This window comes from Inquilinus sp. KBS0705 (assembly GCA_005938025.2).
Lineage (GTDB): Bacteria > Bacteroidota > Bacteroidia > Sphingobacteriales > Sphingobacteriaceae > Mucilaginibacter.
Map to the genome: position 1 here is coordinate 84489 of VCCI02000003.1, position 24126 is coordinate 108614.

At 43.5% G+C, this 24126-nt stretch carries 20 protein-coding genes and 2 pseudogenes; 17 read left to right on the top strand and 5 right to left on the bottom strand.

Features of this window, described 5'->3' with window-relative positions; translation table 11 throughout:
- The first annotated feature begins 13 nt into the window (after nt 1-13).
- The 8 genes from FFF34_014635 to FFF34_014670 all read left to right on the top strand — a co-directional run bounded on the left by FFF34_014635 (nt 14) and on the right by FFF34_014670 (nt 8834).
- Complete coding sequence (locus FFF34_014635) at nt 14-1276, top strand: sigma-54-dependent Fis family transcriptional regulator (protein ID TSD63805.1); 1263 nt, start codon at nt 14-16, stop codon at nt 1274-1276.
- 7 nt (nt 1277-1283) lie between these two features.
- A complete protein-coding gene (locus FFF34_014640; protein TSD63806.1) occupies nt 1284-1805 on the top strand; it encodes a hypothetical protein in 522 nt (173 codons plus the stop codon).
- 21 nt (nt 1806-1826) lie between these two features.
- Entirely contained in the window at nt 1827-3584 is a 1758-nt protein-coding gene (locus FFF34_014645; protein TSD63807.1) for a hypothetical protein, read from the top strand.
- A gap of 11 nt (nt 3585-3595) precedes the next feature.
- Entirely contained in the window at nt 3596-3946 is a 351-nt protein-coding gene (secG, locus tag FFF34_014650) for a preprotein translocase subunit SecG (GenBank protein TSD63808.1), read from the top strand.
- A gap of 238 nt (nt 3947-4184) precedes the next feature.
- Nucleotides 4185-4478, top strand: a complete 294-nt coding sequence (locus tag FFF34_014655) for a co-chaperone GroES (protein ID TSD63809.1) — start codon at nt 4185-4187, stop codon at nt 4476-4478.
- A 90-nt stretch (nt 4479-4568) separates the two neighbouring features.
- Nucleotides 4569-6203: a chaperonin GroEL gene (gene groL, locus FFF34_014660; GenBank protein TSD63810.1), complete on the top strand. Its 1635-nt coding sequence runs from the start codon at nt 4569-4571 to the stop codon at nt 6201-6203.
- A 346-nt stretch (nt 6204-6549) separates the two neighbouring features.
- A complete protein-coding gene (locus FFF34_014665) occupies nt 6550-7338 on the top strand; it encodes a mechanosensitive ion channel family protein (GenBank protein TSD63811.1) in 789 nt (262 codons plus the stop codon).
- 68 nt (nt 7339-7406) lie between these two features.
- Entirely contained in the window at nt 7407-8834 is a 1428-nt protein-coding gene (locus tag FFF34_014670) for an L-serine ammonia-lyase (GenBank protein ID TSD63812.1), read from the top strand.
- A gap of 373 nt (nt 8835-9207) precedes the next feature.
- On the opposite strand, the gene FFF34_014675 is transcribed toward FFF34_014670, so the two are convergent.
- Nucleotides 9208-9591 (bottom strand): hypothetical protein, encoded by a 384-nt coding sequence (locus FFF34_014675; GenBank protein ID TSD63813.1) that lies wholly within the window; start codon nt 9589-9591, stop codon nt 9208-9210.
- A gap of 137 nt (nt 9592-9728) precedes the next feature.
- Here FFF34_014675 and FFF34_014680 point away from each other — a divergent pair, with 137 nt between their 5' ends.
- Nucleotides 9729-11027 carry an aminotransferase class V-fold PLP-dependent enzyme gene (locus tag FFF34_014680; protein ID TSD63814.1) on the top strand — a complete coding sequence of 433 codons (1299 nt, stop codon included), beginning with the start codon at nt 9729-9731 and terminating at the stop codon, nt 11025-11027.
- Between the two features lie 8 nt (nt 11028-11035).
- On the opposite strand, the gene FFF34_014685 is transcribed toward FFF34_014680, so the two are convergent.
- Genes FFF34_014685 through FFF34_014700 form a run of 4 tightly spaced genes read right to left on the bottom strand, consistent with a single transcriptional unit; the run spans nt 11036 to nt 13760 of the window.
- Nucleotides 11036-11707: an SGNH/GDSL hydrolase family protein gene (locus FFF34_014685; protein ID TSD63815.1), complete on the bottom strand. Its 672-nt coding sequence runs from the start codon at nt 11705-11707 to the stop codon at nt 11036-11038.
- A gap of 10 nt (nt 11708-11717) precedes the next feature.
- Nucleotides 11718-12389, bottom strand: a complete 672-nt coding sequence (locus tag FFF34_014690; protein TSD63816.1) for an SGNH/GDSL hydrolase family protein — start codon at nt 12387-12389, stop codon at nt 11718-11720.
- Nucleotides 12386-13117 (bottom strand): lipoyl(octanoyl) transferase LipB, encoded by a 732-nt coding sequence (gene lipB, locus FFF34_014695; protein TSD63817.1) that lies wholly within the window; start codon nt 13115-13117, stop codon nt 12386-12388. Before lipB ends, FFF34_014690 begins: the two co-directional genes overlap by 4 nt.
- Before the next feature lie 4 nt (nt 13118-13121).
- Nucleotides 13122-13760, bottom strand: coding sequence for a 4'-phosphopantetheinyl transferase superfamily protein (locus FFF34_014700; GenBank protein ID TSD63818.1), 639 nt, complete (start codon nt 13758-13760; stop codon nt 13122-13124).
- A gap of 361 nt (nt 13761-14121) precedes the next feature.
- On the opposite strand from FFF34_014700, the gene FFF34_014705 reads away from it, so the two are divergent.
- The 8 genes and pseudogenes from FFF34_014705 to FFF34_014740 all read left to right on the top strand — a co-directional run bounded on the left by FFF34_014705 (nt 14122) and on the right by FFF34_014740 (nt 24044).
- Nucleotides 14122-14658, top strand: coding sequence for a dCTP deaminase (locus FFF34_014705; GenBank protein TSD63819.1), 537 nt, complete (start codon nt 14122-14124; stop codon nt 14656-14658).
- A gap of 71 nt (nt 14659-14729) precedes the next feature.
- Nucleotides 14730-17180 (top strand): TonB-dependent receptor, encoded by a 2451-nt coding sequence (locus tag FFF34_014710; GenBank protein ID TSD63820.1) that lies wholly within the window; start codon nt 14730-14732, stop codon nt 17178-17180.
- Nucleotides 17181-17428: 248 nt separating this feature from the next.
- Nucleotides 17429-17536: pseudogene (locus tag FFF34_014715) on the top strand (DUF2497 domain-containing protein).
- Between the two features lie 787 nt (nt 17537-18323).
- A complete protein-coding gene (locus FFF34_014720) occupies nt 18324-18605 on the top strand; it encodes an ATP-dependent Clp protease adaptor ClpS (protein ID TSD63821.1) in 282 nt (93 codons plus the stop codon).
- Nucleotides 18606-19225: 620 nt separating this feature from the next.
- Complete coding sequence (locus FFF34_014725; protein TSD63822.1) at nt 19226-20509, top strand: hypothetical protein; 1284 nt, start codon at nt 19226-19228, stop codon at nt 20507-20509.
- Nucleotides 20490-21344 carry a GHKL domain-containing protein gene (locus FFF34_014730; protein ID TSD63823.1) on the top strand — a complete coding sequence of 285 codons (855 nt, stop codon included), beginning with the start codon at nt 20490-20492 and terminating at the stop codon, nt 21342-21344. The genes FFF34_014725 and FFF34_014730 overlap by 20 nt, the downstream gene beginning before the upstream one ends.
- A gap of 390 nt (nt 21345-21734) precedes the next feature.
- Nucleotides 21735-22055: pseudogene (locus FFF34_014735) on the top strand (hypothetical protein).
- A 345-nt stretch (nt 22056-22400) separates the two neighbouring features.
- Nucleotides 22401-24044, top strand: coding sequence for a PAS domain S-box protein (locus FFF34_014740; GenBank protein ID TSD63824.1), 1644 nt, complete (start codon nt 22401-22403; stop codon nt 24042-24044).
- Nucleotides 24045-24126 lie beyond the last annotated feature (82 nt).

Genomic DNA, 24126 nt, shown 5'->3' on the forward strand with positions numbered 1-24126 from the left:
CTCTTTTTTAAATATGGAAGTACAAGAAATAAAACAACGCTTTGGCATCATTGGTAATTCGCCATTGTTAAACAGAGCTATAAATATTGCCAACCAGGTGGCACCTACCGATATATCGGTACTGATAACCGGCGAGAGTGGTAGCGGTAAAGAGGTGTTTTCACACATTATCCATCAAATGAGCCCGCGCAAGCATGGGCCTTTTATAGCGGTAAACTGCGGTGCCATACCCGAGGGCACTATTGATTCGGAACTATTCGGCCACGAAAAGGGAGCCTATACCGGTGCCGTTGGCGAACGTAAAGGATATTTTGAGACCGTTAATGGTGGTACCATATTTTTAGATGAAATTGCCGAGATGCCCCTGGGCACACAGGCACGCTTGCTGCGCGTGCTGGAGTCGGGGCAGTACATCAGGGTTGGTTCGTCAAAGGTCGAGAAAACAAACGTGCGTGTAATAGCGGCTACTAATGTTGATGTTTACGACGCTGTGAAAGCCGGCCGTTTCCGCGAGGACCTGTACTATCGTTTAAATACCGTACCGTTGCGTATACCACCCCTGCGCGACAGGAAAGAAGATATTTTCCTGCTGTTCCGCAAGTTTACATCAGATTTTACCGATAAATACCGCACACCGCCCATTCAACTGGATGACGAAGCGCAGCAGGTATTAATAAATTATACATGGCCGGGTAATGTGCGTCAATTGAAAAATATGGCCGAGCAACTGGCTGTTTTAGAGCGCGACAGGGTTATAACAGCAGCAACCCTGCTTACCTATATACCGCATGAGGCCGGTCGCAGCAATTTGCCCATGCGTTTGGATAATCAGCCTAAAGAGGATTTTTCTGAACGGGATATATTGTACAAAGTGCTGTTTGATATGAAGCGCGATATGGTTGAATTGAAAAAGCTGGTAGCCGATATTATTGAGCATGGTGGTGTAAGTACAAGTTATCCAAACCACTCGCAGGCTATAACGCAGCTATACCGCGATATTGAATTACCGGTTAGCAATAACGAGGCACAATTTACCCTGCAGCAACCCGTTAACAATAACATTGGCGGCAATAGCAATAGCAATAACAACAATACCGATTATAATATAACGCACGAGGCCGAAGAGGTGGAAGAATCGCTGTCGCTGATAGATAAAGAATCGGACCTGATACGGAAGGCGCTAAAAAAGCATAAGGGCAAACGTAAACTGGCCGCAAACGAACTCGGTATTTCAGAAAGAACCTTGTATCGTAAAATAAAGGAGCTAAATTTATAAGCTAAAGATGAGAAGAAGGGACTTTTTAAGTTTGGTTACAGCAGGCACGGGTGGGGCGCTTTTAAGCTCGTGCTCTTATAAACTATCGCAAAGTGGTGCTTCTACCGTAGGGTTAAAAACAATAAATGTGCAGTATTTCGAAAATAACGCGCAGTTAGTGGTAGCCACTCTAAGCCAGTCGTTTACTGAGGCGCTAAAAAATCGTATACGCAGCCAAACAAGTTTAAGTATAGTGCGGGGCGAAGCTGATGCAATTATGGGCGGCAGCATTACCGGTTATACTATAGCCCCGGTATCAATTGAAGCTACCAATCCCAATCAGCCACCTATAGCCGGAGCCAGCCGTTTAACCATTACGGTAAACGTAAAATATACTAACGATAAGGATAAAAAGCTTAGTTTTGATGAGTCGTTTTCAAAATACGCAAACTTTACCGGCGATATAAACGCGCGCGAGCAGGCGTTGATACAAGACATTACTAAGCAATTAACAGACGATATTTTTAACAGAGCGTTTGCCAGTTGGTAAGCAATAACGTATTTTAACCGGGTGGATCAATACTTAGATAACAGGCATAAAGAGATTTTGTGGAATTTGCTGGCAACCCCTGCAGATACGGGCCAGTTGTATGTTCAAAACCTGGAAAGGCTGGTTAACGATTATCCGCAAAGCGGTATTTTGCAGGTGATGCTGGCACGCGCCGGTAACGAGCAGCATATAGGTAAGGCGGCAACCTATTTTAACCCGCGCATACTGCACAAACTGCTGCACAACCCCGAAGACCTGAAAGAAGTTGCCGCGAGTGATATAATAGCGCTAACCGATGATAAACCATATAGTGGTTATTTAAACGCCGCACCTGTTACCGAAAGTGTAACTACAACTATAGAGGAAGAAGAACCAGCAGTTGCTGAAATTATAGAGGCTCCTGTTGAGCATGAAGCAAGCCCTGTTACCGAAACTGAGGATGTGTTGACTGAGGAACAAGAGGCACCTGAAATTGAAGAGGAAACTATTGCAGCACAGGAGTTGGTTACTGATACTGAAGAAGAAGCTACCCTAATCGAAGAACCTATAGCAGACGATGCTGAGGAACAAATAGCAATCGAAGAACCGGAAACAACAACAGAAAATAACGAGTTACCACAGGCGGAAGACACAACACCGGAGCCCGATGAGGAACATAAAGAAGTATTAGCCGACTACGGATATATACCGCACCTGCCACAAGATAGGTTCGACGAAGAGGAAGAACCAATTACAGCGGATGAAGATGCCGGTATAGAGCCGCTTATTGCAGCTGATGAGGCAACAACGGAGCCTGAACAGTTCATTATACCCGAGCCTGATGCCGGGCAGCAGGATACGCAATCCTTTAGCCATATAATTGCAGCGGATAACTACGATAAAGAAGAGGAACATTTTAGGCAGGATATTGAAGACGATATTTACGACGAAATTGTAAGCATTGAAGATATAGGCTTTGAAGCCATAGCCTACGAAACCGGCCATCCAACATTTTCGATACCGGATGCGGAAGTAGTTGAGGACGAGCAACAGGTGTCGCCTATAGTTGAGCATAACGAAGACGATTACGCCTCGTTTGATCAAAAGCTAAACGAACTGCGTAATGCCGAGGCACCTGCACAGGAAGCCGACACTTACCAGGCCGCCGCCATAGAGCAACCCACAGCGCCTGTAGATGAGCCGGCTGCGCAGCCAGTACAAGCCTTTGTTGGCGAAAGCAGCCATGTATCGCGCTATAACGACGATAAGATGCCTTACAGCTTTATGTGGTGGTTAGATAAAACGCGCAAAGAGCACGCCGATAGCTTTAGGCCCTACGCTACAGAAGCACCTGCAAGCACTACGCCCCCGCCCAAAGAAAAGGCAGATACACAGCAGGCATCTGCCCCATTAACAAATAAGCCGGCAGATGAGCTACAGCAGCAGTATTACGAAAATATTTTTAGCCTAACATCAGTAAGTGGTATTGAAAGGGATGCCGAAACGCCCGAAGTAGATTTTGACCATAACAAAAAAGAGGATGTTATTATTGAGCGGTTTATACACACCGACCCGCAAATAAGACCTTTAGCTGCTGATAAACTGGATAACGAAAATAAGGCTAAAAGAAGCTCGGAAGACCAGGACGAACTGGTTACAGAAACACTGGCCCGCATATATACCGATCAAATGCTATATCATAAAGCCATAGCTACTTATAAAAAATTGATATTGAAATTTCCGGAAAAAAAGCTTTACTTTGCAGCCCAGATTGAACAGTTAGAAAAGAAAACCAATTGATATAATAAGAAATGTATTTACTTTTAATCATCATCACCATCATTATATGTGCTCTGTTAGGGCTTATCGTATTAATTCAAAACCCTAAGGGCGGTGGTTTAGCATCAAATTTTTCGGGCTCGTCGCAACTAATGGGCGTGCAAAAAACAGGCGACTTTTTAGAAAAAGGTACCTGGGTATTAGCCATCAGCATTATGGTTTTATCGTTAGCAATTAACGTATCTGTTAAAGGCGGCGCGCAAAAATCTGATGACCCGGCAACTACCGAGCTGATCAAAAAAGTATCTAAACCATCAACCACTGCTCCTGCTGCGGCACCATTAAACCTGCCAACAGCACCGGCACCTGCTCCTAAAAAATAACATTATATAAGGTATAGAAAAAAGGCTTTGGAATTTCCAAAGCCTTTTTTGCTTAAATAGCATACTGACACGATGACACCCGCAGGTTAAATTAATATTTATAACCTATTACCCTACAGACAAAAGGGTGACAATTATACAGTAAATATGCCAATGAACGCAGTATTGACCTGCTTGGCATAATTGATGTGAAAACCATAAGCGAAAACTAAAATTATAAAATCAAAATAGTATTACTATGTCATTAAACATTAAACCCCTTGCGGATAGAGTGGTAGTAGAAGCTGCTGCTGCTGAAACAAAAACTGCTTCTGGTATTTACATCCCCGAAACAGCACAAGAAAAACCACAAAAAGGAACCATTGTAGCTGTTGGCCCGGGTAGGTATGCTGATGCATCAGGCTCGCTTATACCAATGGCCAGCAAAGTTGGTGACGAAGTATTATACGGTAAATATGCCGGTACCGAGATCAACCTTGATGGTAAAGAGTATTTGATCATGCGCGAATCTGATCTGTACGCGGTTATTTAATTTAATCCCCCGAATTTTGAATGACTGAATTATAGAACTCAGTTGTAAACAATAATTCAATAAATCAATAATTCAATAAATAAAAATACTATGTCAAAACAAGTTAAATACAATGTTGAGGCACGCGACGCTTTAAAGCGCGGTGTTGATATTTTAGCTAATGCAGTTAAAGTAACATTAGGCCCAAAAGGTCGTCACGTAATTATCGATAAAAAGTTTGGTTCGCCGGCTGTTACTAAAGATGGTGTAACTGTAGCTAAAGAAATTGAACTGAAAGACCCAATTGAAAACATGGGTGCACAAATGGTTAAAGAAGTTGCCTCAAAAACTGCTGATATTGCAGGTGATGGTACTACTACTGCTACCGTTTTAGCGCAAGCCATTGTTACTGCAGGTATTAAAAACGTTGCAGCCGGTGCAAACCCAATGGATTTAAAACGCGGTATTGATAAAGCAGTTGCCGAAGTTGTTAAAAACCTTAAAGCACAATCGCAAACAGTTGGCGAAGACAATAACAAAATTAAACAAGTAGCTTCTATATCTGCAAATAACGACGAGGTTATCGGTTCGTTAATCGCCGAAGCTATGGGTAAAGTTGGTACATCAGGCGTTATTACTGTTGAAGAAGCAAAAGGTACCGAAACTGAAGTTAAAACTGTAGAAGGTATGCAGTTTGACCGTGGTTACCTGTCGCCATACTTTGTTACCAACTCTGATAAAATGGAAGTGGAATTAGAAAACCCTTACATTTTGATCTACGACAAAAAAATATCTTCAATGAAGGAATTGCTTCCTATTTTGGAGAAACAAGTACAAACAGGCAAACCTTTATTAATTATTGCCGAGGATTTGGACGGCGAAGCATTAGCTACATTGGTAGTTAACAAAATTCGCGGTTCGTTAAAAGTTGCTGCTGTTAAGGCACCGGGCTTTGGCGATCGTCGTAAAGCAATGTTAGAGGATATCGCTGTTTTAACAGGTGGTACTGTAATATCTGAAGAAAGAGGTTACAAATTAGAAAGCGCTGACCTATCTATGTTAGGCCAGGCCGAAAAAATATCTGTTGATAAAGACAACACAACCATTGTAAATGGTAACGGTGATACCGAGCTGATAAAAGGCCGTGTTGGCGAAATACGCGCGCAGATAGAAACTACTACATCTGATTACGATAAAGAAAAACTGCAAGAGCGTTTAGCTAAATTAAGCGGCGGTGTTGCAGTATTGTACATTGGTGCAGCATCTGAAGTAGAGATGAAAGAGAAAAAAGACCGTGTTGACGATGCTTTACATGCAACCCGTGCGGCTGTTGAAGAAGGTATTGTTGCAGGTGGTGGCGTAGCCTTCATCCGTGCGGTAGCTGCCCTGGCAGACCTTAAAGGTGCTAACGAAGATGAGAATACTGGTATCCAGATCATCCGTCGTGCTATCGAAGAGCCTCTTCGTCAAATTTGCGATAACGCAGGTATCGAAGGATCTATCGTAGTGCAAAAAGTTAAAGAAGGCACTGCCGACTTTGGTTACAATGCACGTACCGACAAATACGAAAACTTAATTGGTGCCGGTGTTATCGACCCAACTAAAGTAGGCCGTGTAGCTTTAGAGAACGCAGCTTCTATCGCAGCCATGTTGTTAACAACAGAGTGTGTATTAGCTGACGAGCCTGAAGATGAAAAAGGCGGTATGCCACCAATGGGCGGCGGTGGCATGGGCGGTATGATGTAATAACATTGTATTAGCTTAGCTAATTATATAAAACCCCTGTCTATTTTTATAGACAGGGGTTTGTTGTTATTAGGCATGCTGTATGCGTTTTTTATACCATATGCTTATTTGGTATATAGCTATTGTTAAGCTCTTTAAGCTATTTTAAGCGTTAATGTTATTTTTTTGTAACATAATTACTATTTGAGGCATTAGGCACAGCATTTGAATACTTGCCCCTATGAAACAGATAGTAAATAAAAGGAAGCATATACACAGCCGCATAGTTGAATGGGTGCTGTTTAAAGGCCCCGAACTATTTGTAACCCTTTATAGTTAATAAAAAATCCTAATTTTGGCTCCCGTAATGGAGCTTAAAGAATTTTATCAGCAATTTCATCTTTGGTTAGTACATAAGGGGCCAAGTTATGCCGCCGGGCTGATCATCTTATTTGCCGGTATCTGGTTTATTAAGTTTTTAAGATCGCGGCTGCGCGACAGGCTTTTGCAAAGGCAGGTACACTCGTCATTACAACCCTTCTTTTTAAGTTTAACCATTACCAGCTTATACGTACTGCTCATTATTTTTGTGATGAATATAATAGGCTTCGAGCTTACCATATTCACTACCATTATAGGTGCGTTTAGCGTTGCGGCAGGTCTGGCACTTTCAGGTACGTTTCAAAACTTTGCGGGTGGTGTACTTATACTGCTGCTAAAGCCTTTTGAAATTGACGACAGCATAATTGCCCAGGGGCAGGATGGTAAGGTAACATCAATACAAATATTTTACACCGTATTAATTACCGCCGATAACAAAACCGTTATTATACCAAACGGCAAGTTGTTTAACGAAGTAATAGTAAATGTAACCCGCGAAGGCAAGCGCCGCCTTGATTTTGAAGTAAAGGTAGCCTACGCCAACGATCTGGATAAAATGAAGGGTATTATTAATACCGCCATAAACACAACCCCGGGTATATTAACAGACCCCGCCCCGCGTGTGGGTATCATCTCGATGGAGATAGACTCCATCAGGTTAACGGTAAATGTATGGGTTGAGCCTGCCAACTTTTTAACCGCCAAAATAGCCCTGCAAGAAAATATTTATACGAATTTTGGCGCCAACGGCGTTAATTTCCCTAAAGCGGGATAGTTTATCCCTACCCGTACTATATTTATAAAACCTCTGTTTTATTGTAATACTATCAGTAGTTTTGACCCATGCAGCGCGAACAGATTTCGGTTTTTGATATGTTTAAGATAGGCATTGGCCCGTCAAGCTCGCATACGCTTGGGCCGTGGCGTGCCGCGCAACAATTTGTGCAATTATTAGGCGACAGGGAAGTGTTGCCGCTGGTTGTACAAGTAAAAATATTGCTATATGGCTCGCTGGCAAAAACAGGCAGGGGCCATGGTACCGATATTGCCATACTGCTTGGCCTTAGCGGCGATAACCCGGTAACTTTTGAGGTAGATAAAATAACCGATAAAATAGCCCATATAACCAACAGCCGCCAGCTAACGTTGGGTGGTACCACGCCAATAGCATTTGATGTAGCCAACGACCTGCTATTTTTATTTGCCGAAAGCCTGCCTTACCACCCCAACGCGGTAACCTTTCAGGCGTTTTTGAGTAATGAAACTGCCGTATCGGCCACTTATTATAGCATAGGAGGCGGCTTTGTAGTAATGGATGGCGCGCAAAGCCAGCAAAAGGCCGAGGTTGACCTGCCCTTCCCGATAGATACTGCCGGCGACCTGCTGCACTGGTGCTTAAAAACCGGGCTCAAAATATCAGAAGTGGTGATGGAGAATGAGCTGGCCTGGCGCAGCGAAAAGGAAACCCACGATGGTGTATTAAACATATTTAAGGTGATGCAGGAGTGCATGTACCGTGGTTGCCACACCGGTGGCAGCCTGCCGGGCGGGCTAAATGTTGGCCGCCGCGCATCGGCATTAAACAAAAGACTGGTGGGTGGGCATACTTACAGCAATTATGCAGGTTGGGTGCAGGTAATGCGCCAAACAGGCAATACCTTCCAGAATATATTGGATTGGGTAAGCTGCTTTGCACTGGCCGTTAACGAGGAGAATGCCTCGTTTGGCCGCGTAGTAACCGCGCCAACCAACGGTGCGGCGGGAGTTATACCTGCCGTGCTGCAGTATTTTATTGCTTTTTGCGATGGTTTTAGCGATCAAAAGATCATCCAGTTTTTGCTGACCGCATCAGAGGTGGGTAGCATATTTAAAAAAGGTGCTACCATATCAGCCGCTATGGGCGGCTGCCAGGCCGAAATTGGCGTATCATCGGCAATGGCAGCGGCCGCGCTTACCGAATGTTTGGGCGGCAGTCAACGGCAAGTACTCATGGCCGCCGAAATTGCTATGGAACATCACTTAGGCCTAACCTGCGACCCAATAGGCGGCCTGGTACAAGTGCCGTGTATCGAACGGAATACCATGGGCGCCATAAAGGCTATAACCGCCAGCCAACTGGCGCTGCAAAGCAACCCCGACAAAGCCAAGGTAAGCCTTGATGCCGTAGTAAAAACTATGTGGCAAACCGCGCTGGATATGAACTCTAAATACAAAGAAACATCAGATGGCGGCCTGGCCATCAATATTCCTATTAGTTTGCCTGAGTGTTAAATATCAACTTTCTAAAGTCTTATATTAAGCGTTAGAAGTATTGCCGCCAACACTTAATACGTATCTTGTACGTAAGCATCTAAAACAGCAAAACTTTTTAAGCGGTAACCAAAAAAGTACGCTTTTTACAAATATTCCTCTGGGTATCCTGGTCATAGGGGTGTTGCAATCGCTGCATACCGGCATGCCTTTATTTTTCATTGTGTGGGTTGTATAGGTTGTAATAGCTTTAAGGCAAAGCTTAAGCGGTATTAGCAAGTAATACATATAAACCAAACTATTGGTATAGCAAGGTAAATTAAGCACATGCCAAAGCACATAAAATGTTAATAAACTATAAGGGGCTTTTGGGGTGGGGCTGGTTGTACCAGGCTCAAATACGAATGGCGCAAAAGTGCAGATAAGAGTACTGCTTGTTTACCAGCAGGTATGCCGGCCGTACATAACGTGGCTTTAACGAAGAAAACGCACCAAATACAATTATCAGTAATAATATAAGTGGCACCAATTCTGCAACTTCAGGTAAAAAAGAGCGTTTTTCGTTAGTTGTTACCTTGTCGGTGCGTTTTGTATGGGGTAAAGTGCTTTTGTTGTCAGACGGTTTTCCCTGCTTTAAATTTAAAATGTAGGCGGGTGTATTACGGTCGGCAGTATAATGCGGCAGGTAAAAAATGTGCAACACCGTCATAAACGTATATGCCGATACTAATACCAGCATAAGATATTGGTTCCTGAAGTTGTTGTTAATAGTTATCACCTTGCTTAAATACTTGACTAACAAATCTATAAAAAAAACTGTGTCATTCAAAAATTTGAAAAAATGTTTAAGCTGCTTTTTTATAAGGTGCTGTAAATATTGTATTTAACAGTGCAATTGGTTAAATTCACCTCATCATGAGCCTTAACCACCGCCGCACCTTTATCAAACAAGCCACCGCGCTTGCCGGGGCTTTTAGCGCCGCCAGTTTATTTAATTATGCCCACGCCGAAGAATTTGGCAAGGCACTAAAAAACAAAGCCCATTTAAGCCCTCAGCAACTGGCTGCCGATGAAGATTTTTGGGCGGTGATACAGCGCGGTTATACGGTTAGCCCAACAATTATCAATTTAAATAATGGCGGGGTATCGCCGGCACCAATTGTAGCGCAACAGGCGCTCGACAGGTATAACACGCTGGCGAATGAGGGGCCGTCGTATTTTATGTGGCGCATACTTGACCAGGGCCGCGAACCCCTGCGCGAAAAGCTGGCTAACCTGGCCGGTTGCCTGCCGGATGAAATTGCCATTAACCGCAACTCCACCGAAGCTTTAAACACGGTTATTTACGGCCTTGACCTAAAAGCCGGCGACGAGGTAATAGGCACCAAACAGGATTACCCAAATATGATACAGGCCTGGAAACAGCGGGCCAGCCGCGAGGGGATAGTTTATAAGCAAATAAACTTTAACCTGCCTATAGAGAATGACGAAGAAATAGTAAAAGGCTATGCCAATGCCATTACGCCAAAAACAAAGAGTATTCACATAACGCATATTGTAAACTGGATAGGGCAAATAATGCCGGTACGCAAAATATGCGATATGGCCCATGCCAAAGGTATAGAGGTATTTGTAGATGGCGCACACTCTTTTGGTTTGCTTGATTATAAGATACCCGACCTGCATTGCGATTACTTTGGTACCAGCCTGCATAAATTCCTGTCTGCACCAATAGGCAGCGGCATGTTGTGGATTAAAAAGGAAAAAATTGCCAAAGTATGGCCGCTTACGTGTAACCCAACCCCGCAGGGTACTGATATACGCAAGTTTGAAACATTGGGTACCCGCAGCTTTGCCATAGAACAAGCAATTGGAGAATCTATTAACTTCCATATGGCTATAGGGCCAAAACGCAAGGAGGAGCGCATACGCTACCTTAAAAATTACTGGGCCAAAAAAGCACAGGCTATACCTAAGGTAAAAATACTTACATCGTTAAAGGACGAGTATTCCTGCGCTATTTGCGGCGTAGCGGTTGACGGCCTAACCCCGCAAGACCTGGACACCGCCCTGTGGAACTATAAGATACACACTGTAGGTATTGTATGGGAAAACATTAGCTGCGTACGCATTACCCCGCATGTATACACCACCCTGTACGATCTGGACAAACTGGTGCACGCCCTTACCGAAATTGCCGGCAAAAAGGTATAGCAAATTGTTTATGGCTTAAATTCTTTAGCTACCGCTGCCGATATCTTTTTTACCCACCAACCATACATTTTTGCTGATGGGTGCAGCTTATCGGTAGTTACAGCTTCCGGGTCATCGGCGGCTCCGCGGCTTAGGCCGGTAATATCTATGTAGCTTACCCCTGCGGCGGTACTAATGCTTTTGTTGATGGCATTATATTGGTCAATTTCTGCGGCTATTCTTTCGGGGTTGCGGCCATTGGCAAAAGGGGTAACACCCCAGTCGGGGATGGAGAGCACAAAAACGTGTTTGGGGTTACCTTTTGCAAATTTAACAGCTGTAGTTAGTAACCGGGTAAACTCGGTTTGGTAAACATCCTGGCTTTTGTTTTGAAACTGGTTGTTAACCCCAATAAGCAAGGTTACAAAATCAAACGTTTGGGTAGTATTGCTTTGGGCAATGCGTTTTATCAGTTCATCTGTACGGTAGCCGTTTTGCGCGATGAGCACAGGCGTAGCTACATTTATTTTTTTACTTCTTAACTTGTCTGCGAGTTGGTAGGGGAATGTTTGCAAAGTAGCCACCCCACGGCCAACGGTATACGAGTCGCCAAGGGCAAGGTAGCTCACCGAATCTGTTTGGGCATAGCCATAGGCACACTGTAAAAGAAAGCTAATAATAACGACGGTTAAGCCTTTCATAATGTTTATCTTATTTAGGCTTTACCACTTTTAACAGCTCATTTACCCACATGCTGTACATTTTACCCGAGGCGTGCAATCCATCACCGGCGATCAGTTCGATATCGGTTGTTGCCAGGCGGGATGAGGGGGTAATATCTACATAAGTAACGCCTGCCTTTTCGGTTTCCTGTTTGTTGATGGCATTAAACTGGTCTATTTCTTTACTTATTTGTGCCCTGTCGCGTCCCCCGGCAAAAGGGGTTAAGCCCCAGTCGGGTATAGACAGTACAAAAACCCCTGCCTTGCCACCTTTAGCATGGCTAATGGCGGTATTTAATAAGTCAATAAATTCCTGCCGGTAGTCGTCGGTGCTGTAGCCGCGGTATTGGTTGTTAACGCCTATCAATAAGGTTACTATATCGTACTTTCGGCTGCCCAGGTCGCGGTCTTTAATAGCGCCGATCAAGTCCCCGGTGGTCCATCCGGTAACGGCGATGATATCCGGCGGATTAGTAGCTTTACCTGCTGCATTCAGCCTGGCCGATAACTGGTACGGAAAAGACTGTTCCTGAGGCTCCGATTCGCCAATGGTGTACGAGTCGCCTAAGGCCAGGTAGGTTAGTGCATTTGGGTTATTTGCCACAGGTTTACAGGTATTAAATATGCCTATCGAAAACAGTATCGTTACTAAAAACTTCATCCCAATATCTCGATACCAAAAAGTACGGAAATATGGTGTTTAAGGATTTGTTTCACTTCTTCTATATCCACTTTGCGGCTCAACTCCTGCTCCATAGATGTTACCGCTTTATCGTCAATGCCGCAGGGTACAATGTTTTTAAAATAATCCAGATCGGGGTTTACGTTAAAAGCCAGCCCATGCATGGTAACCCAGCGGCTGCAACGCACGCCCATGGCGCAAATTTTACGTGCACGTTCGTTATCAGCATCAAACCAAACACCGGTATAGCCGGGGTAGCGGCCCGCGGTTAAGCCATAATGGGCCAGGGTAAGTATAACAGCCTCTTCCAGCGTGCGCAGGTACAGGTGTATATCGGTAAAAAAGTTATCCAGGTCAAGTATAGGGTAGCTCACTATTTGGCCCGGCCCGTGGTAGGTAATGTCGCCGCCGCGGTTAATGGCATAGTAAACAGCTTTCTTTTGTTTAAGCCCTTCCTCGTCTAATAGTAAATGCTCGGCCTTGCCGCTTTTGCCTAAAGTGTACACATGCGGGTGCTCACAAAAAACAAGGTAATTGGGGGTAAGTGTTTCTTCGGGTTCGACCTCGCCGGCGGTAACTACCTGCTGGCGGTTGCGTATCTCGGTCTTCAGCTTTACGGTATCGGCAAAAAGCGCTTCTTGCTTATCCCAGGCTTCTTTATAATCTATCAGCCCCCAATCCTGTAAAATAACCTGTTTGTTTTTCATTCGCTTATCCCTTCACGTAACCTACCATGTAATCGTGGTATTGCATATAGCCTACCTGGTAATCTATCTTAACATCGCCTTTTTGCAGGCTGGCATCTACCACACCATGTCCCTCAAAATTAAAAGGCTTTAAGGCAATATTATCCGCAAACGATACCTCCTTTTGGCCGTGGCATTTATAAACCGCCTCTTTAGCGCACCAGCAAACGTATAGCTGGTTTATTTTATCCTTATCGGTAATAAAAGCCATTTCGCCGTCGCTCATAAACTTATGGGCAATGCGTTCAACCTTGTCCTTCACCTGTTCAATATCAATACCTACCGGGCTGCTTTTGCTTATCATAACGGCAGCATAATCAAACGAGTGGCTAAGCGATATATGGTAGGGCAGGCTAACCAGGTAGGGCTTGCCGTGGGCATCAACCTTGCAGCCAATATATTCGTCGGTAAGCAGCATTTTGCGTAGCAGCACCCGTGTGCCCAGCCAGTGTAAATAGCGTTTGCCCTTGCTTAGCTGTTTGGTAAAAGCCTTCTCGGCATCGTCTAACTGTAGTTTTTTGTATAGCTCGTCCGCACTTTCTTCAATACGCCACAATGCAAATTCTGTGTCGTCATCAATCTGTTGTCGGTAAGCTATGGCCATGCTGGTAAAATTGCAAAAAGGTTAACAAACTTGTATCACCAAAATATAATAATTCAAAACTGCTTTTGCGTTGTAACACTGGGGTATAAACCTACGTCATAGTAGTAATAAACAACCGCGTTATCATGAAAAAGATATATATAGCCGTAGCCATTTTAATATGCTTTGCCATAACCGAAAGCTGCCGCAAGCAACAGGTAGAAACCAAAAGCATTGAGCAGGGATATTTATTAGAGTAAACAACTGCATAACAGCACAATATAAGGCTTAAGCCTACGCCCAAAATGTTGGGTAATTGTGCAGAACTTGTATTGCCGCGTACACTAAATAATGATAATTTAGCCGCTCCCAAAAACGGCATATGATATTATCAGATAAACGTATCCTCGAAGAGATAGAAAAAGGGCATATAATTATTGAACCTTTTAAGCGCGAATGCCTGGGAACCAACTCGTACGATGTGCATTTGGGCAAACACCTGGCCACCTATAAAGACCGCGTTTTAGACGCCAAACTACATAACGAAATTATTGGTTTTGAGATACCTAAAGATGGCTTTATACTACAGCCTAATACACTTTACCTGGGTGTAACCTTAGAGTATACCGAAACCCACAAGCATGTGCCTTTTTTAGAAGGGAAATCGAGCACGGGGCGATTGGGTATTGATATACATGCCACCGCAGGTAAAGGCGATGTGGGCTTTTGCAACACCTGGACGCTGGAAATATCCTGCGCGCAACCTGTAAAAATATACGCCGGTATGCCTATTGGGCAATTGATATATTTTGCGGTAGAAGGGGAGATAGAAACCCTTTACAATACCAAAAGCAACGCCAAATACAACAACCCTACCACCCGCCCGGTTGAAAGTATGATGTGGAAAAACAAGTTTTAACATTTTAGGGTTATATATTTGATGCGCAGATAATTAATGTTATCAAATTGCGTATATCTGTATATATAACTATGTTTTTTAAACGGATATTTTTTGGCTTGATAATAGCGGCCTGCGCAGCGACTGCCTTTGGCTTTACGGCCTATGAGGATGTTATTGAAAAAATTACGCGGCAGTTAACCAACTGGGCTACCCAAAAGCCTGTTGAAAAGGTGTATTTACAGCTTGATAAACCCTACTATGCCGCGGGCGATGATATATGGTTTAAAGCCTATGTTACACATGGCAGCAACAACCAACTGGCACCCGATAGCGGCGTTTTAAATGTTGAACTGATAGATGCTAAGGATGCTATTAAACAACGCTTAAAACTGGCAGTAAAAAACGGGGTAGCAAATGGCGATTTTGCCCTGCCGGATACCCTGCAACAAGGCAATTACCGCATACGGGCCTATACCAATTACATGCGTAATGCCGGCAGCGAATACTTTTTTGATAAAACATTAAGCATTATAAACGCCATACGGGGCAATGGTGCCATAGCTAATAATGTTGCCGGCGCGGCAAATGCGGTTAGCGCTGCTCAAAAGGCCGATGTGCAGTTTTTCCCTGAAGGGGGTAGCCTGGTGAATGGCGTGCCTACCAAAATAGCTTTTAAGGCCGTAGCCCCCAACGGGCTTGGGTTGGATTTTACCGGTATTGTTACTGATAGTAAAGGCCTGCAGGTAGCCAGTTTTGCCAGTACGCATTTGGGTATGGGTGTGTTTAACTTTACACCTGTAACCGGCAATACCTATCAAGCCCGTATTACCCTGCCTGATGGCAGCAGCAGCACTGTTGTCTTACCCAATGCCAGCGATAAAGGCTATGTTTTAAACATAAGCACCGATGCCCAAAATATACTGGTAAAAATAGCTGCCGACAGGCTAACTACCAACGAGGACGCCAACAGGCAAGTGGTGCTGGTGGCCCAAAGCGGCGGCAAGATATACTACACTGCCAAAACTAAATTAGGTACGGTAAGTATACCCAAGGCCAAATTCCCGGCTGGTATTATGCAGTTTACCTTGTTTACAGCAGGCGGCAAGCCACTGAACGAACGGTTGGTATTTGCCCGCGATGCGGATGTGCTGAACTTGACCATAACAACCGATCAGCAAACCTATGCGCCGCGCCAAAGGGTTAAGATAGGGCTTGATGCCAAAAGCAATAATGGCAGCGCGGTTGCAGGCAACTTTTCGGTAGCGGTAATTGACGAGACGAAAGTGCCGGTTAACGAGGCAAACGAAAACAACATATTAGCAGGCCTGCTGCTTAGCAGCGACATTAAAGGTTATATTGAGCAGCCTGCCTACTACTTTAATAATGCAAGCGATAAAACCCGCGCCGACCTGGATGTGCTGATGCTGACACAAGGTTATCACCGCTTTGAATGGCGCGATGTACTGAATGATAAGATAGCCGCCGATGCCTACGAGCCCGAAAACGCTTTAACGGTAATGGGCACCGTAAGCACCCCATCAGGTAAACCGGTACCAAACGGCAAGGTTAAGCTTATCAATTTTGATGATATCAACTACTCGTACGAGACGGTGACAGATGCCGACGGTAAGTTTGCATTTGGCAATCTTAGCTTTGCCGATAGTGTGCGCTTTATTGTGCAGGCTACCAACGCTAAAAACAAACGGGATGTGGTCATCAACCTTGATTCGATAGCACCGGCTAATACTGCGGCCAATAAAAACCGGGCCGACTTTGAGATAACTACCGCTGATGCCCCTGCGGAGTACGCGCAAAGCAGCAAGGCACTTTACAGCGAGCAGTTACGATACGGCGTAGGCAACCATGTATTATCCTTACGCGAAGTGATCATCCGCGAGAAGAAGCAGGCGCTTAAATACTCATCTAACCTTAACGGCGCCGGTAATGCCGACCAGGTGCTGCTGGCCCGCGACTTGCGCAACATGGCCTGTATATACCTGAGCGATTGTTTGCAGGGTAGGTTGGTTGGTGTAATATTCAGAAATGGTGTGCCGTACTCCACCCGCTCGTTTAGGCCGATGCAGGTAATTATAGATGGGGTGTATGTAGAAAGCAGCTATTTAAACAACATCAATTTTTACGATGTACAGGCTATTGAGGTATTGCGGGGCATAGGCACCGCTGCCATATACGGGGGCAGGGCATCAAATGGTGTTATAATTGTGACCACTAAACGCGGCGGCGAAAACGAATATGATGGCCCGATAACCGGCCGTGGCATAAAAGCCTATTACCCCAAAGGGTATTTAAAAGCGCGCGCCTTTTATTCGCCGCAGTACGATAAAAGCGGCGTAAATAAACAACTGGCCGACCTGCGTACCACCATTTACTGGAACCCTAACGTAATTACCCGCGACGATGGCAAAGCCAGCTTTGAATATTTTAACGCCGGCAGCCCCGGCACCTACCGCGTAGTGGTTGAAGGTATCGACGCTAACGGCAACCCCGGTCGCAAGGTGTTTAGGTATCAGGTGAGGTAGTTTTTAAGTCGAAAGTCTTTAGTTTTAAGTCTTAACTCGGGAGTTGGTCTGAGTACTTTCTCATCGCCCAATCCACCACGTCATTGCGCGGAGCGATAGCGACAAAGCAATCTCCAGACTATGCTGGCAAAGACGCGGATAGAAAGGGACTAATCACCTACTTAGCCAAATAAAACTTCTCCCAAAAATCTTCTGATTTAAAGATAGCGCTACGGTCGTTGCCGCTGTTGTCGCCGCCACGAGCCATACCGCCGCCGCCACGGCCGCCTCTGCCACCACCGCCCATTCCGCCCCGGCCACCGCCCATACCACCGCCACCCATTCCTCCACGACCTCCACGGCCACCGCCGCCGCCCTGCATATCGCCGCCGCCATCGGCGTTCATGGTGGGTTTTTGTATGCCGTTTATTTTAAAGTTAAAGGCCCATTCGCTTTTTGAAGGATTATCAGCATGAAAGAATTTTAAGGGGATAGCCGCTTCGCACACCAGGTTTCCATCAGCATCATAATTAACAGCCGCCTTAAAGCCATAGGTGTTTGATGTGGTGATCATATCATATTCAATATCTTTAAAGCCTTCTACCTTAATGCTGCGCAGGTTGGTAATACGCTCGCGCATCAACTCGTCACGGTCCTCCTTGGTTACCTCGCCATTATCGCCCTGTTTTGGTGGCGTAAACTCCGGTGTGGTACCCGGGTAGCGCAGGGGGAAGGTCATTTTAAAGGTCTCTTTCTTTTTGCCCTTGGTATCGATGCTTAGGGTAATGCCCGCATTTAAAATGCGCATCTGTTCCGACCGGTCGTTAACACGTATAACGGCATACAGGTTATCGCCATCATTGGCCAGGGTGTAGTTCAGTTTTTTCTCTTCGTTATGGTAGCGCAGGCTGTCGCCCCAATCGTTTAAGTTGCCGTCTATCACCACATTTGGCGGTGGCGGCAGTAAGTTTTGGCTGGTTTTGGTATTTGTGCCTTAATAGTGGCGGTAATAAAGCAAATTAAAACAAGTGACAGAATGGTTGGTTTCATAGCTGTTGGGGTATAAATAGCATGGGTAAATTGTAAAAAGGTCAATTTTGTTCACATCATCAACATCATTTTAACACATTTATTACTGTTTTTGAGTAAATTTGCTGATACACTATGCCAACAGAAATACAGGAACAAACCTTCTCTCTTGAAGAAGTGCTGGCGGGCCTTAAAGAGATGCACCGCCTTATTTTGTGGAACGATGATCATAATACGTTCGAACATGTGATACACTGCATGATGAAGTACCTGGATTATACCGAATCGCAAGCCGAGAAAATTGCCTGGAAAGTACATAACGAAGGTAAATGCGCCGTACTGGAAGGCTCGTTCACCGAGATGGAAGTATACCGCAAAATACTACAGCAGGAAGGCCTTACCGTTAGTGTAGATTAACCTTATTTATTACCTTCTACCAATGGAGAAAAATAAGTTCTTGCTGGCAGGTATTGCCATGGGCGTTGCCATTGGTGCCGCAACCGGCCACCTGGCCATTGGCATTGCTGTTGGGATTGCCTTAGGCCTGGCCATATCTAAACGGGCCGGGAAGGATGGCGGTAGTGCATAAAATTTGGCTTAAGCCTTATCCTCAATGTTTAAATTTATAATTTACGCTCTCACTCTTACTATATTCTATCGTTTTTTCGGCAAATTTTAATGTTCTAAACTTATCAAGGGGTTATTGCGCCGGGGTGTTTTACCTGCTTAATACCGTGTTATATAGCCAACAACTTTTTGTATATTAGTTGTACCTATTAATTATTGCTGATGACCCCTTTTTGCAGGGCGCTGCCGTCAATTTGGCTCAGCGCAATTTTACTGTCTGTTACTCGTATTTACGCGCAGCCCGCAGATAAACCATCCCGGTTTCCGGTTAACTCCGTTTCCTACGCATTTTTTAGCTTTAGGTATCCCCTCATCCCCGCTTCCCAAACGGATAGTGGCTTTATCATATTTGAGCAACACCACGATAGATTTTTTGGTAGAGAATTCACTACTCAATTACCTAAGCCATCATGAAAAGATTATTACTTGTCTTATTTTTAGCAGTCCCGTTTATTTGTTTAGCCGATATAAAAACCGACACTTTAAGCAAGCTGCCCGAAGCAGGGTATTTGTTAAAAAATGACTGGAAATTTCATGCCGGCGACGATGCCGGGTGGGCAGTGTCGACGCTTAAAGATAACAACTGGCAAGCCATTGACCCTACAAAGCTGATACGAAACCTGCCACAGGTTAGCGACGCGCAAATATGCTGGTTAAGGCTAAGATTTCACATTGGTGATGAATTAAAAAATAAAAACGTCGCCCTTGCTATTAAACAGATAGGCGCATCAGAAATTTACCTGAACGGAAAATTGCTTATTAAATATGGTAAGGTAAGTGCAAATTACAAAGACGAGGAAACCTACGATCCCCGCATTCAGCCCCTAACCGTTCAATTGGGCGGTAATTCGGAGCAGGTTTTAGCTGTGCGGTATTCATTTAATAAACAGAATTGGTATGCAGCATATGGCCGATCGGTGCTATCTGTCACCTTAAGTAAGCCCGAGAATGCATGGGATGTTTATGACACACGGTTAAACCGGTATTCGCACCGTTCCTTTGTATTCGGTGTATTCATTATATTAAGCATCCTGCATTTTGCTATATATTTTGCCTATAAAAGCCGTAAGCTTAACCTTTACCTGGCAGGTTTTACATTTTTGCAGGCACTTACTTTTTTAGACGGCCTTACCCCCTCGTGGCGCAGCAATCAAAGTTACGAGTTTTACCGCACCATATTTTATCTGGCTGCCCCTGCCACATTTGTGTATCTGTTGTTTATGGTATATGACCTTTTCCATCTGCCTAAAAACATCTGGATAAAACTGCTCGGATTATTGGCTTTACCAATTACCTGTTGTCAGCTTTTTGCCAGCTTTGGCGATTTTGCCCAAAGCCCGTATGCCATAATTATTTACCTGGAAACTATACGTATAGCAATAAGGGCGTTGAAACAACGCCAAAGTGGCGCTTTGTTGCTTTTAATAGGCCAGATAACCGCGTTGTGTTTTTTCTGCGCTTTTAATTTCTACAAATATTTTTCTCCTGATTTATCCTACAATATCCGCCTGTTATTGGTAGATATGGCGTTTTTGCCACCTGCAGTTGTAATGTCTGTTTTGCTGGCCCGCGAGTTTGCCGACAATAACATTGCTGGAGTTACAGTTAAAGCAGGTAGAAGAACTTTCGCAAAAAAGCCTTGCGCAGGAACAGGAGAAGCAACAAATATTAGCAATGCAAAACGAATTACTTGAGCGGCAGGTAAACGATCGTACGGCTGAATTGAATCAATCCTTAACTAACTTAAAAGCCACCCAAACCCAGCTTATCCAATCCGAAAAAATGGCATCGCTGGGCGAACTTACAGCCGGTATAGCACACGAGATACAAAACCCGCTAAACTTTGTTAATAACTTCTCGGAAGTAAATACCGAGCTTATAGACGAGATGTATGCCGAAATTGAAAAAGGCGATTATGAAGAAGTAAAAGCTATTGCGGGTGATATCAAAGAAAATCAGCGGAAAATAAGTCAGCACGGCAAACGAGCCGATTTTATTGTAAAAGGGATGCTGCAACACAGCCGCAGCAGCACCGGCGAACGGCAGTTAACCAGCATTAACACCCTGGCAGATGAGTTTTTAAAGCTGAGCTACCACGGCCTGCGGGCAAAAGATAAAAGCTTTAATGCCGAACTGTATGGCAATTTTGATGCCGACCTGCCTCAAATAAATATCGTTCAACAAGATATTGGGCGGGTGTTGCTCAACCTGTTCAATAACGCATTTTATGCGGTTAGCGAGCGGAAAAAGACAGCAGGACCGGATTATAAGCCCGAGGTTACTGTATCAACATCAACCGAAGGCAGCCAGGTAATTATTAAAGTAAAAGATAATGGGATAGGTATACCTGATGCCATTAAAGAGAAAATAATGCAGCCGTTTTTTACTACTAAACCTACCGGCGAAGGTACAGGCCTGGGCTTGTCTTTAAGTTATGATATTGTGGTGAAAGGGCATGGTGGCAGTATCGATATAAATAGTAAAGAAGGTGAAGGTTCGATATTCATTATTAAAATACCCGTTAATTAAATCGAATGTCGGTAATTGTTTTTAAGGACGAACAAGTACCTGCCTAATGATAGGTGTAATGAAACAGCGAAGTTGAACACAGTGAACGGTCCAGCACCAAGTGAGGATGGGCTCGTTTTAGGCATGACAATTATGGATGCCTATAAAATGTATAAAACTTGAATGATATCAGAAAAGTTGGATGATTAGTGTATATTTTACACAACTATGGGCCACTATATAGTACAAAAAAATTACTGTGAAGGAAATGTATAAAACTTGTAAAAGATTTATTTTTTAATATAAAGAAATTAATTTAATTAAAACGACTTTTTTCTTATGTGCCACAACTAAGGAGAGTTAAAAGCGAAATTGGCTTAACTATTGGTCTTGCAGGCCAAAATATAAAGTATGGGTACGCATTACGGACAAACAGTTGAATATATAGTAAGGAAAAATGGTTACAGTATTACCGATTTAGCCGAGGGTTTAGGTGTTAACAGACGAACCATTTATAATTACTTTCAGAACAATTACCTGAAGTATGATATAATTCATAAAATTGGAATGTTGGTGCGACATGATTTTTCAAGGGAATTCCCCGGAATTTTCACCAGTGACCAATTTGAACCAAATATCCTTAGCAAAAAAAATCAGGATTATGCTTCCAACACAGCAGCTGACGATGAATACTGGAAAGACAAGTATATTCAGCTGCTGGAGCAATACAATCACCTAATAACTTCTATAGTGCCTATGGAACGAAAAAATCAGATAGAAAATTCTTCGGCATTTATCTTAAAACAATCAGCCTAAAGTGTTATCTCGGTATTGCATTAAATAAGGAAAGTCAATTATATATATGATGAAAAACAGCTAAATTATTTTATTTCTAAGCAATGTTTTTTACTTTCGGTCATCGGTCGCAGTTCTGAAAGTTTAAATGTTTATAAATTTACACTATAGTTTGCTGGTGACAGATAACCAAATAAACGGTTTACGTAAAATACGTTTTTAAAGGCATAAGATCTTCATGATAACCCTTATTAAGGTAAGTCTTTCATCAATTCAGGCTTTATGAGTCCAGATCAGTTTAAGGAATTATATATTTCGTTATTTAATCAAACTGAAACACCTATTTGTGTCGTTAAGGCTGACGCACCGCAATTTACCGTGATTGCTGTAAATAACTCGTTTAAAGCCAGTACATCCACCGATATAACCGGTATGATAGGAAAAGGGGTATTCGACATCTACAGGCCTTACGACGAACAAAGCACTAAGCAATTTGATTTAATAAAGAATGCGCTTGGTAATTGCTTGCAGGAAAAGCGACCCGTTCGGCTACCTGTACTTCACTTCGATGTTATCAATGATGGTTTGGAAGCAACCCAAAGAACATATTGGCAATTCGAGTTAAATCCCGTTTTGGACGGCAGTAATATTGTGGAGTATATAATGTGTGTAACCAGGAATGTAACCGAACAGGAAAATAATAAAAACCTGATAGCACAAGCCGGCCAAAGAGAAGAAGCGCTTCTTATACAGTTAAAGACTGTAAACGAAGAACTTGAATTTGCTAATGCGAAACTAAAGCAGACTGTAACGGAACTTAGCACATCAAAAGATGAACTTCATCAATTAAATAATCAACTGGAAGATCGCGTTTATACCAGAACGCAACAATTGGCTGCCAGTGAAGCTAAATTTAAGTCAATTCTAAATTTCATCCCTCAAATCGCCTGGACGAGTTCGGTAGACGGCAATGTGACGTTTTATAATAACCGCTGGTACGAATACACTGGGTTAAACTTTGAGCAAACGAAATCGTGGGGGTGGAAAGAAGTTATTCACCCCGATGATATTGAATATAATTTATCCGCGTATGCTGCTATATTAAAAAATGATATTGCCGGTGAATTTGAGATACGCGAAAAACGCCATGATGGTGTGTACAAATGGCACCTTGTACGAATAGAGCCTTTGAGAAATGCAGAAGGGAAAATAGAGTTGTGGATAGGAACTGCGACAGATATACAGGAATTAAAAGATGAACAACAAAAGAAGGACGATTTTATTAGCATTGCAAGCCACGAATTAAAAACCCCTTTAACTGCATTAAGCGCCACGCTACAATACCTGAATCAAAAAAAAGATAATTCGCTACATACTTCTACTACCAAGCTTATTTCTCAAGCCAACAAAAGTATGGTTAAGGTAGAGACGCTAATAACTCGCCTTTTGAACGCCAGCCAAATAAACTCAAAAGGTCTGAAGCTCAATAAAACATGGTTCAGCCTTTTGGAATGCGTTCAGGAAAATATTGCCGACCTTGCTGCAATATATAAACGTCAGATCATTATTAATGGCCAGGATGTTACTATTTACGCCGATGAATTCCAAATTGGACAAGTAGTAGTCAACCTTATTTCAAATGCTATTAAATATTCTCCTGCTATCTCAGAAGTTCTGGTAGATGTAAGCACCGAGGAAACAAAAGTAAAGTTATCAGTAACCGACTACGGTACAGGAATTAGTGAAGATCAACAACCACTATTATTTGACCGATATTTCAGGGGCCACGGCAACGAAGTGCAATATTCCGGCATCGGGCTTGGATTATATATCTGCTCGAAGGTAATAGCGGAACATGAAGGAAATATTGGAGTTAACAGCCAACTAGGCAAAGGCAGTACTTTTTGGTTTACTTTGCCTTTATAACAAAAGATTCAATCATTTGAAACCTTGCCACTTTTAAGAATTGGTTTTTGCCATGTTTTATTGTTTAGTTTTCGATGGCGAG

What these genes read in the sequence shown, in the direction of transcription:
- FFF34_014635 (TSD63805.1), top strand. Translation starts at nt 14, where the DNA reads ATGGAAGTACAAGAAATAAAACAACGCTTTGGCATCATTGGTAATTCG.
- FFF34_014640 (TSD63806.1), top strand. Translation starts at nt 1,284, where the DNA reads ATGAGAAGAAGGGACTTTTTAAGTTTGGTTACAGCAGGCACGGGTGGG.
- secG (TSD63808.1), top strand. Translation starts at nt 3,596, where the DNA reads ATGTATTTACTTTTAATCATCATCACCATCATTATATGTGCTCTGTTA.
- FFF34_014655 (TSD63809.1), top strand. Translation starts at nt 4,185, where the DNA reads ATGTCATTAAACATTAAACCCCTTGCGGATAGAGTGGTAGTAGAAGCT.
- groL (TSD63810.1), top strand. Translation starts at nt 4,569, where the DNA reads ATGTCAAAACAAGTTAAATACAATGTTGAGGCACGCGACGCTTTAAAG.
- FFF34_014665 (TSD63811.1), top strand. Translation starts at nt 6,550, where the DNA reads ATGGAGCTTAAAGAATTTTATCAGCAATTTCATCTTTGGTTAGTACAT.
- FFF34_014670 (TSD63812.1), top strand. Translation starts at nt 7,407, where the DNA reads ATGCAGCGCGAACAGATTTCGGTTTTTGATATGTTTAAGATAGGCATT.
- FFF34_014680 (TSD63814.1), top strand. Translation starts at nt 9,729, where the DNA reads ATGAGCCTTAACCACCGCCGCACCTTTATCAAACAAGCCACCGCGCTT.
- FFF34_014685 (TSD63815.1), bottom strand. Translation starts at nt 11,707, where the DNA reads ATGAAAGGCTTAACCGTCGTTATTATTAGCTTTCTTTTACAGTGTGCC.
- FFF34_014690 (TSD63816.1), bottom strand. Translation starts at nt 12,389, where the DNA reads ATGAAGTTTTTAGTAACGATACTGTTTTCGATAGGCATATTTAATACC.
- lipB (TSD63817.1), bottom strand. Translation starts at nt 13,117, where the DNA reads ATGAAAAACAAACAGGTTATTTTACAGGATTGGGGGCTGATAGATTAT.
- FFF34_014700 (TSD63818.1), bottom strand. Translation starts at nt 13,760, where the DNA reads ATGGCCATAGCTTACCGACAACAGATTGATGACGACACAGAATTTGCA.
- FFF34_014705 (TSD63819.1), top strand. Translation starts at nt 14,122, where the DNA reads ATGATATTATCAGATAAACGTATCCTCGAAGAGATAGAAAAAGGGCAT.
- FFF34_014710 (TSD63820.1), top strand. Translation starts at nt 14,730, where the DNA reads ATGTTTTTTAAACGGATATTTTTTGGCTTGATAATAGCGGCCTGCGCA.
- FFF34_014720 (TSD63821.1), top strand. Translation starts at nt 18,324, where the DNA reads ATGCCAACAGAAATACAGGAACAAACCTTCTCTCTTGAAGAAGTGCTG.
- FFF34_014725 (TSD63822.1), top strand. Translation starts at nt 19,226, where the DNA reads ATGAAAAGATTATTACTTGTCTTATTTTTAGCAGTCCCGTTTATTTGT.
- FFF34_014730 (TSD63823.1), top strand. Translation starts at nt 20,490, where the DNA reads ATGCAAAACGAATTACTTGAGCGGCAGGTAAACGATCGTACGGCTGAA.
- FFF34_014740 (TSD63824.1), top strand. Translation starts at nt 22,401, where the DNA reads ATGAGTCCAGATCAGTTTAAGGAATTATATATTTCGTTATTTAATCAA.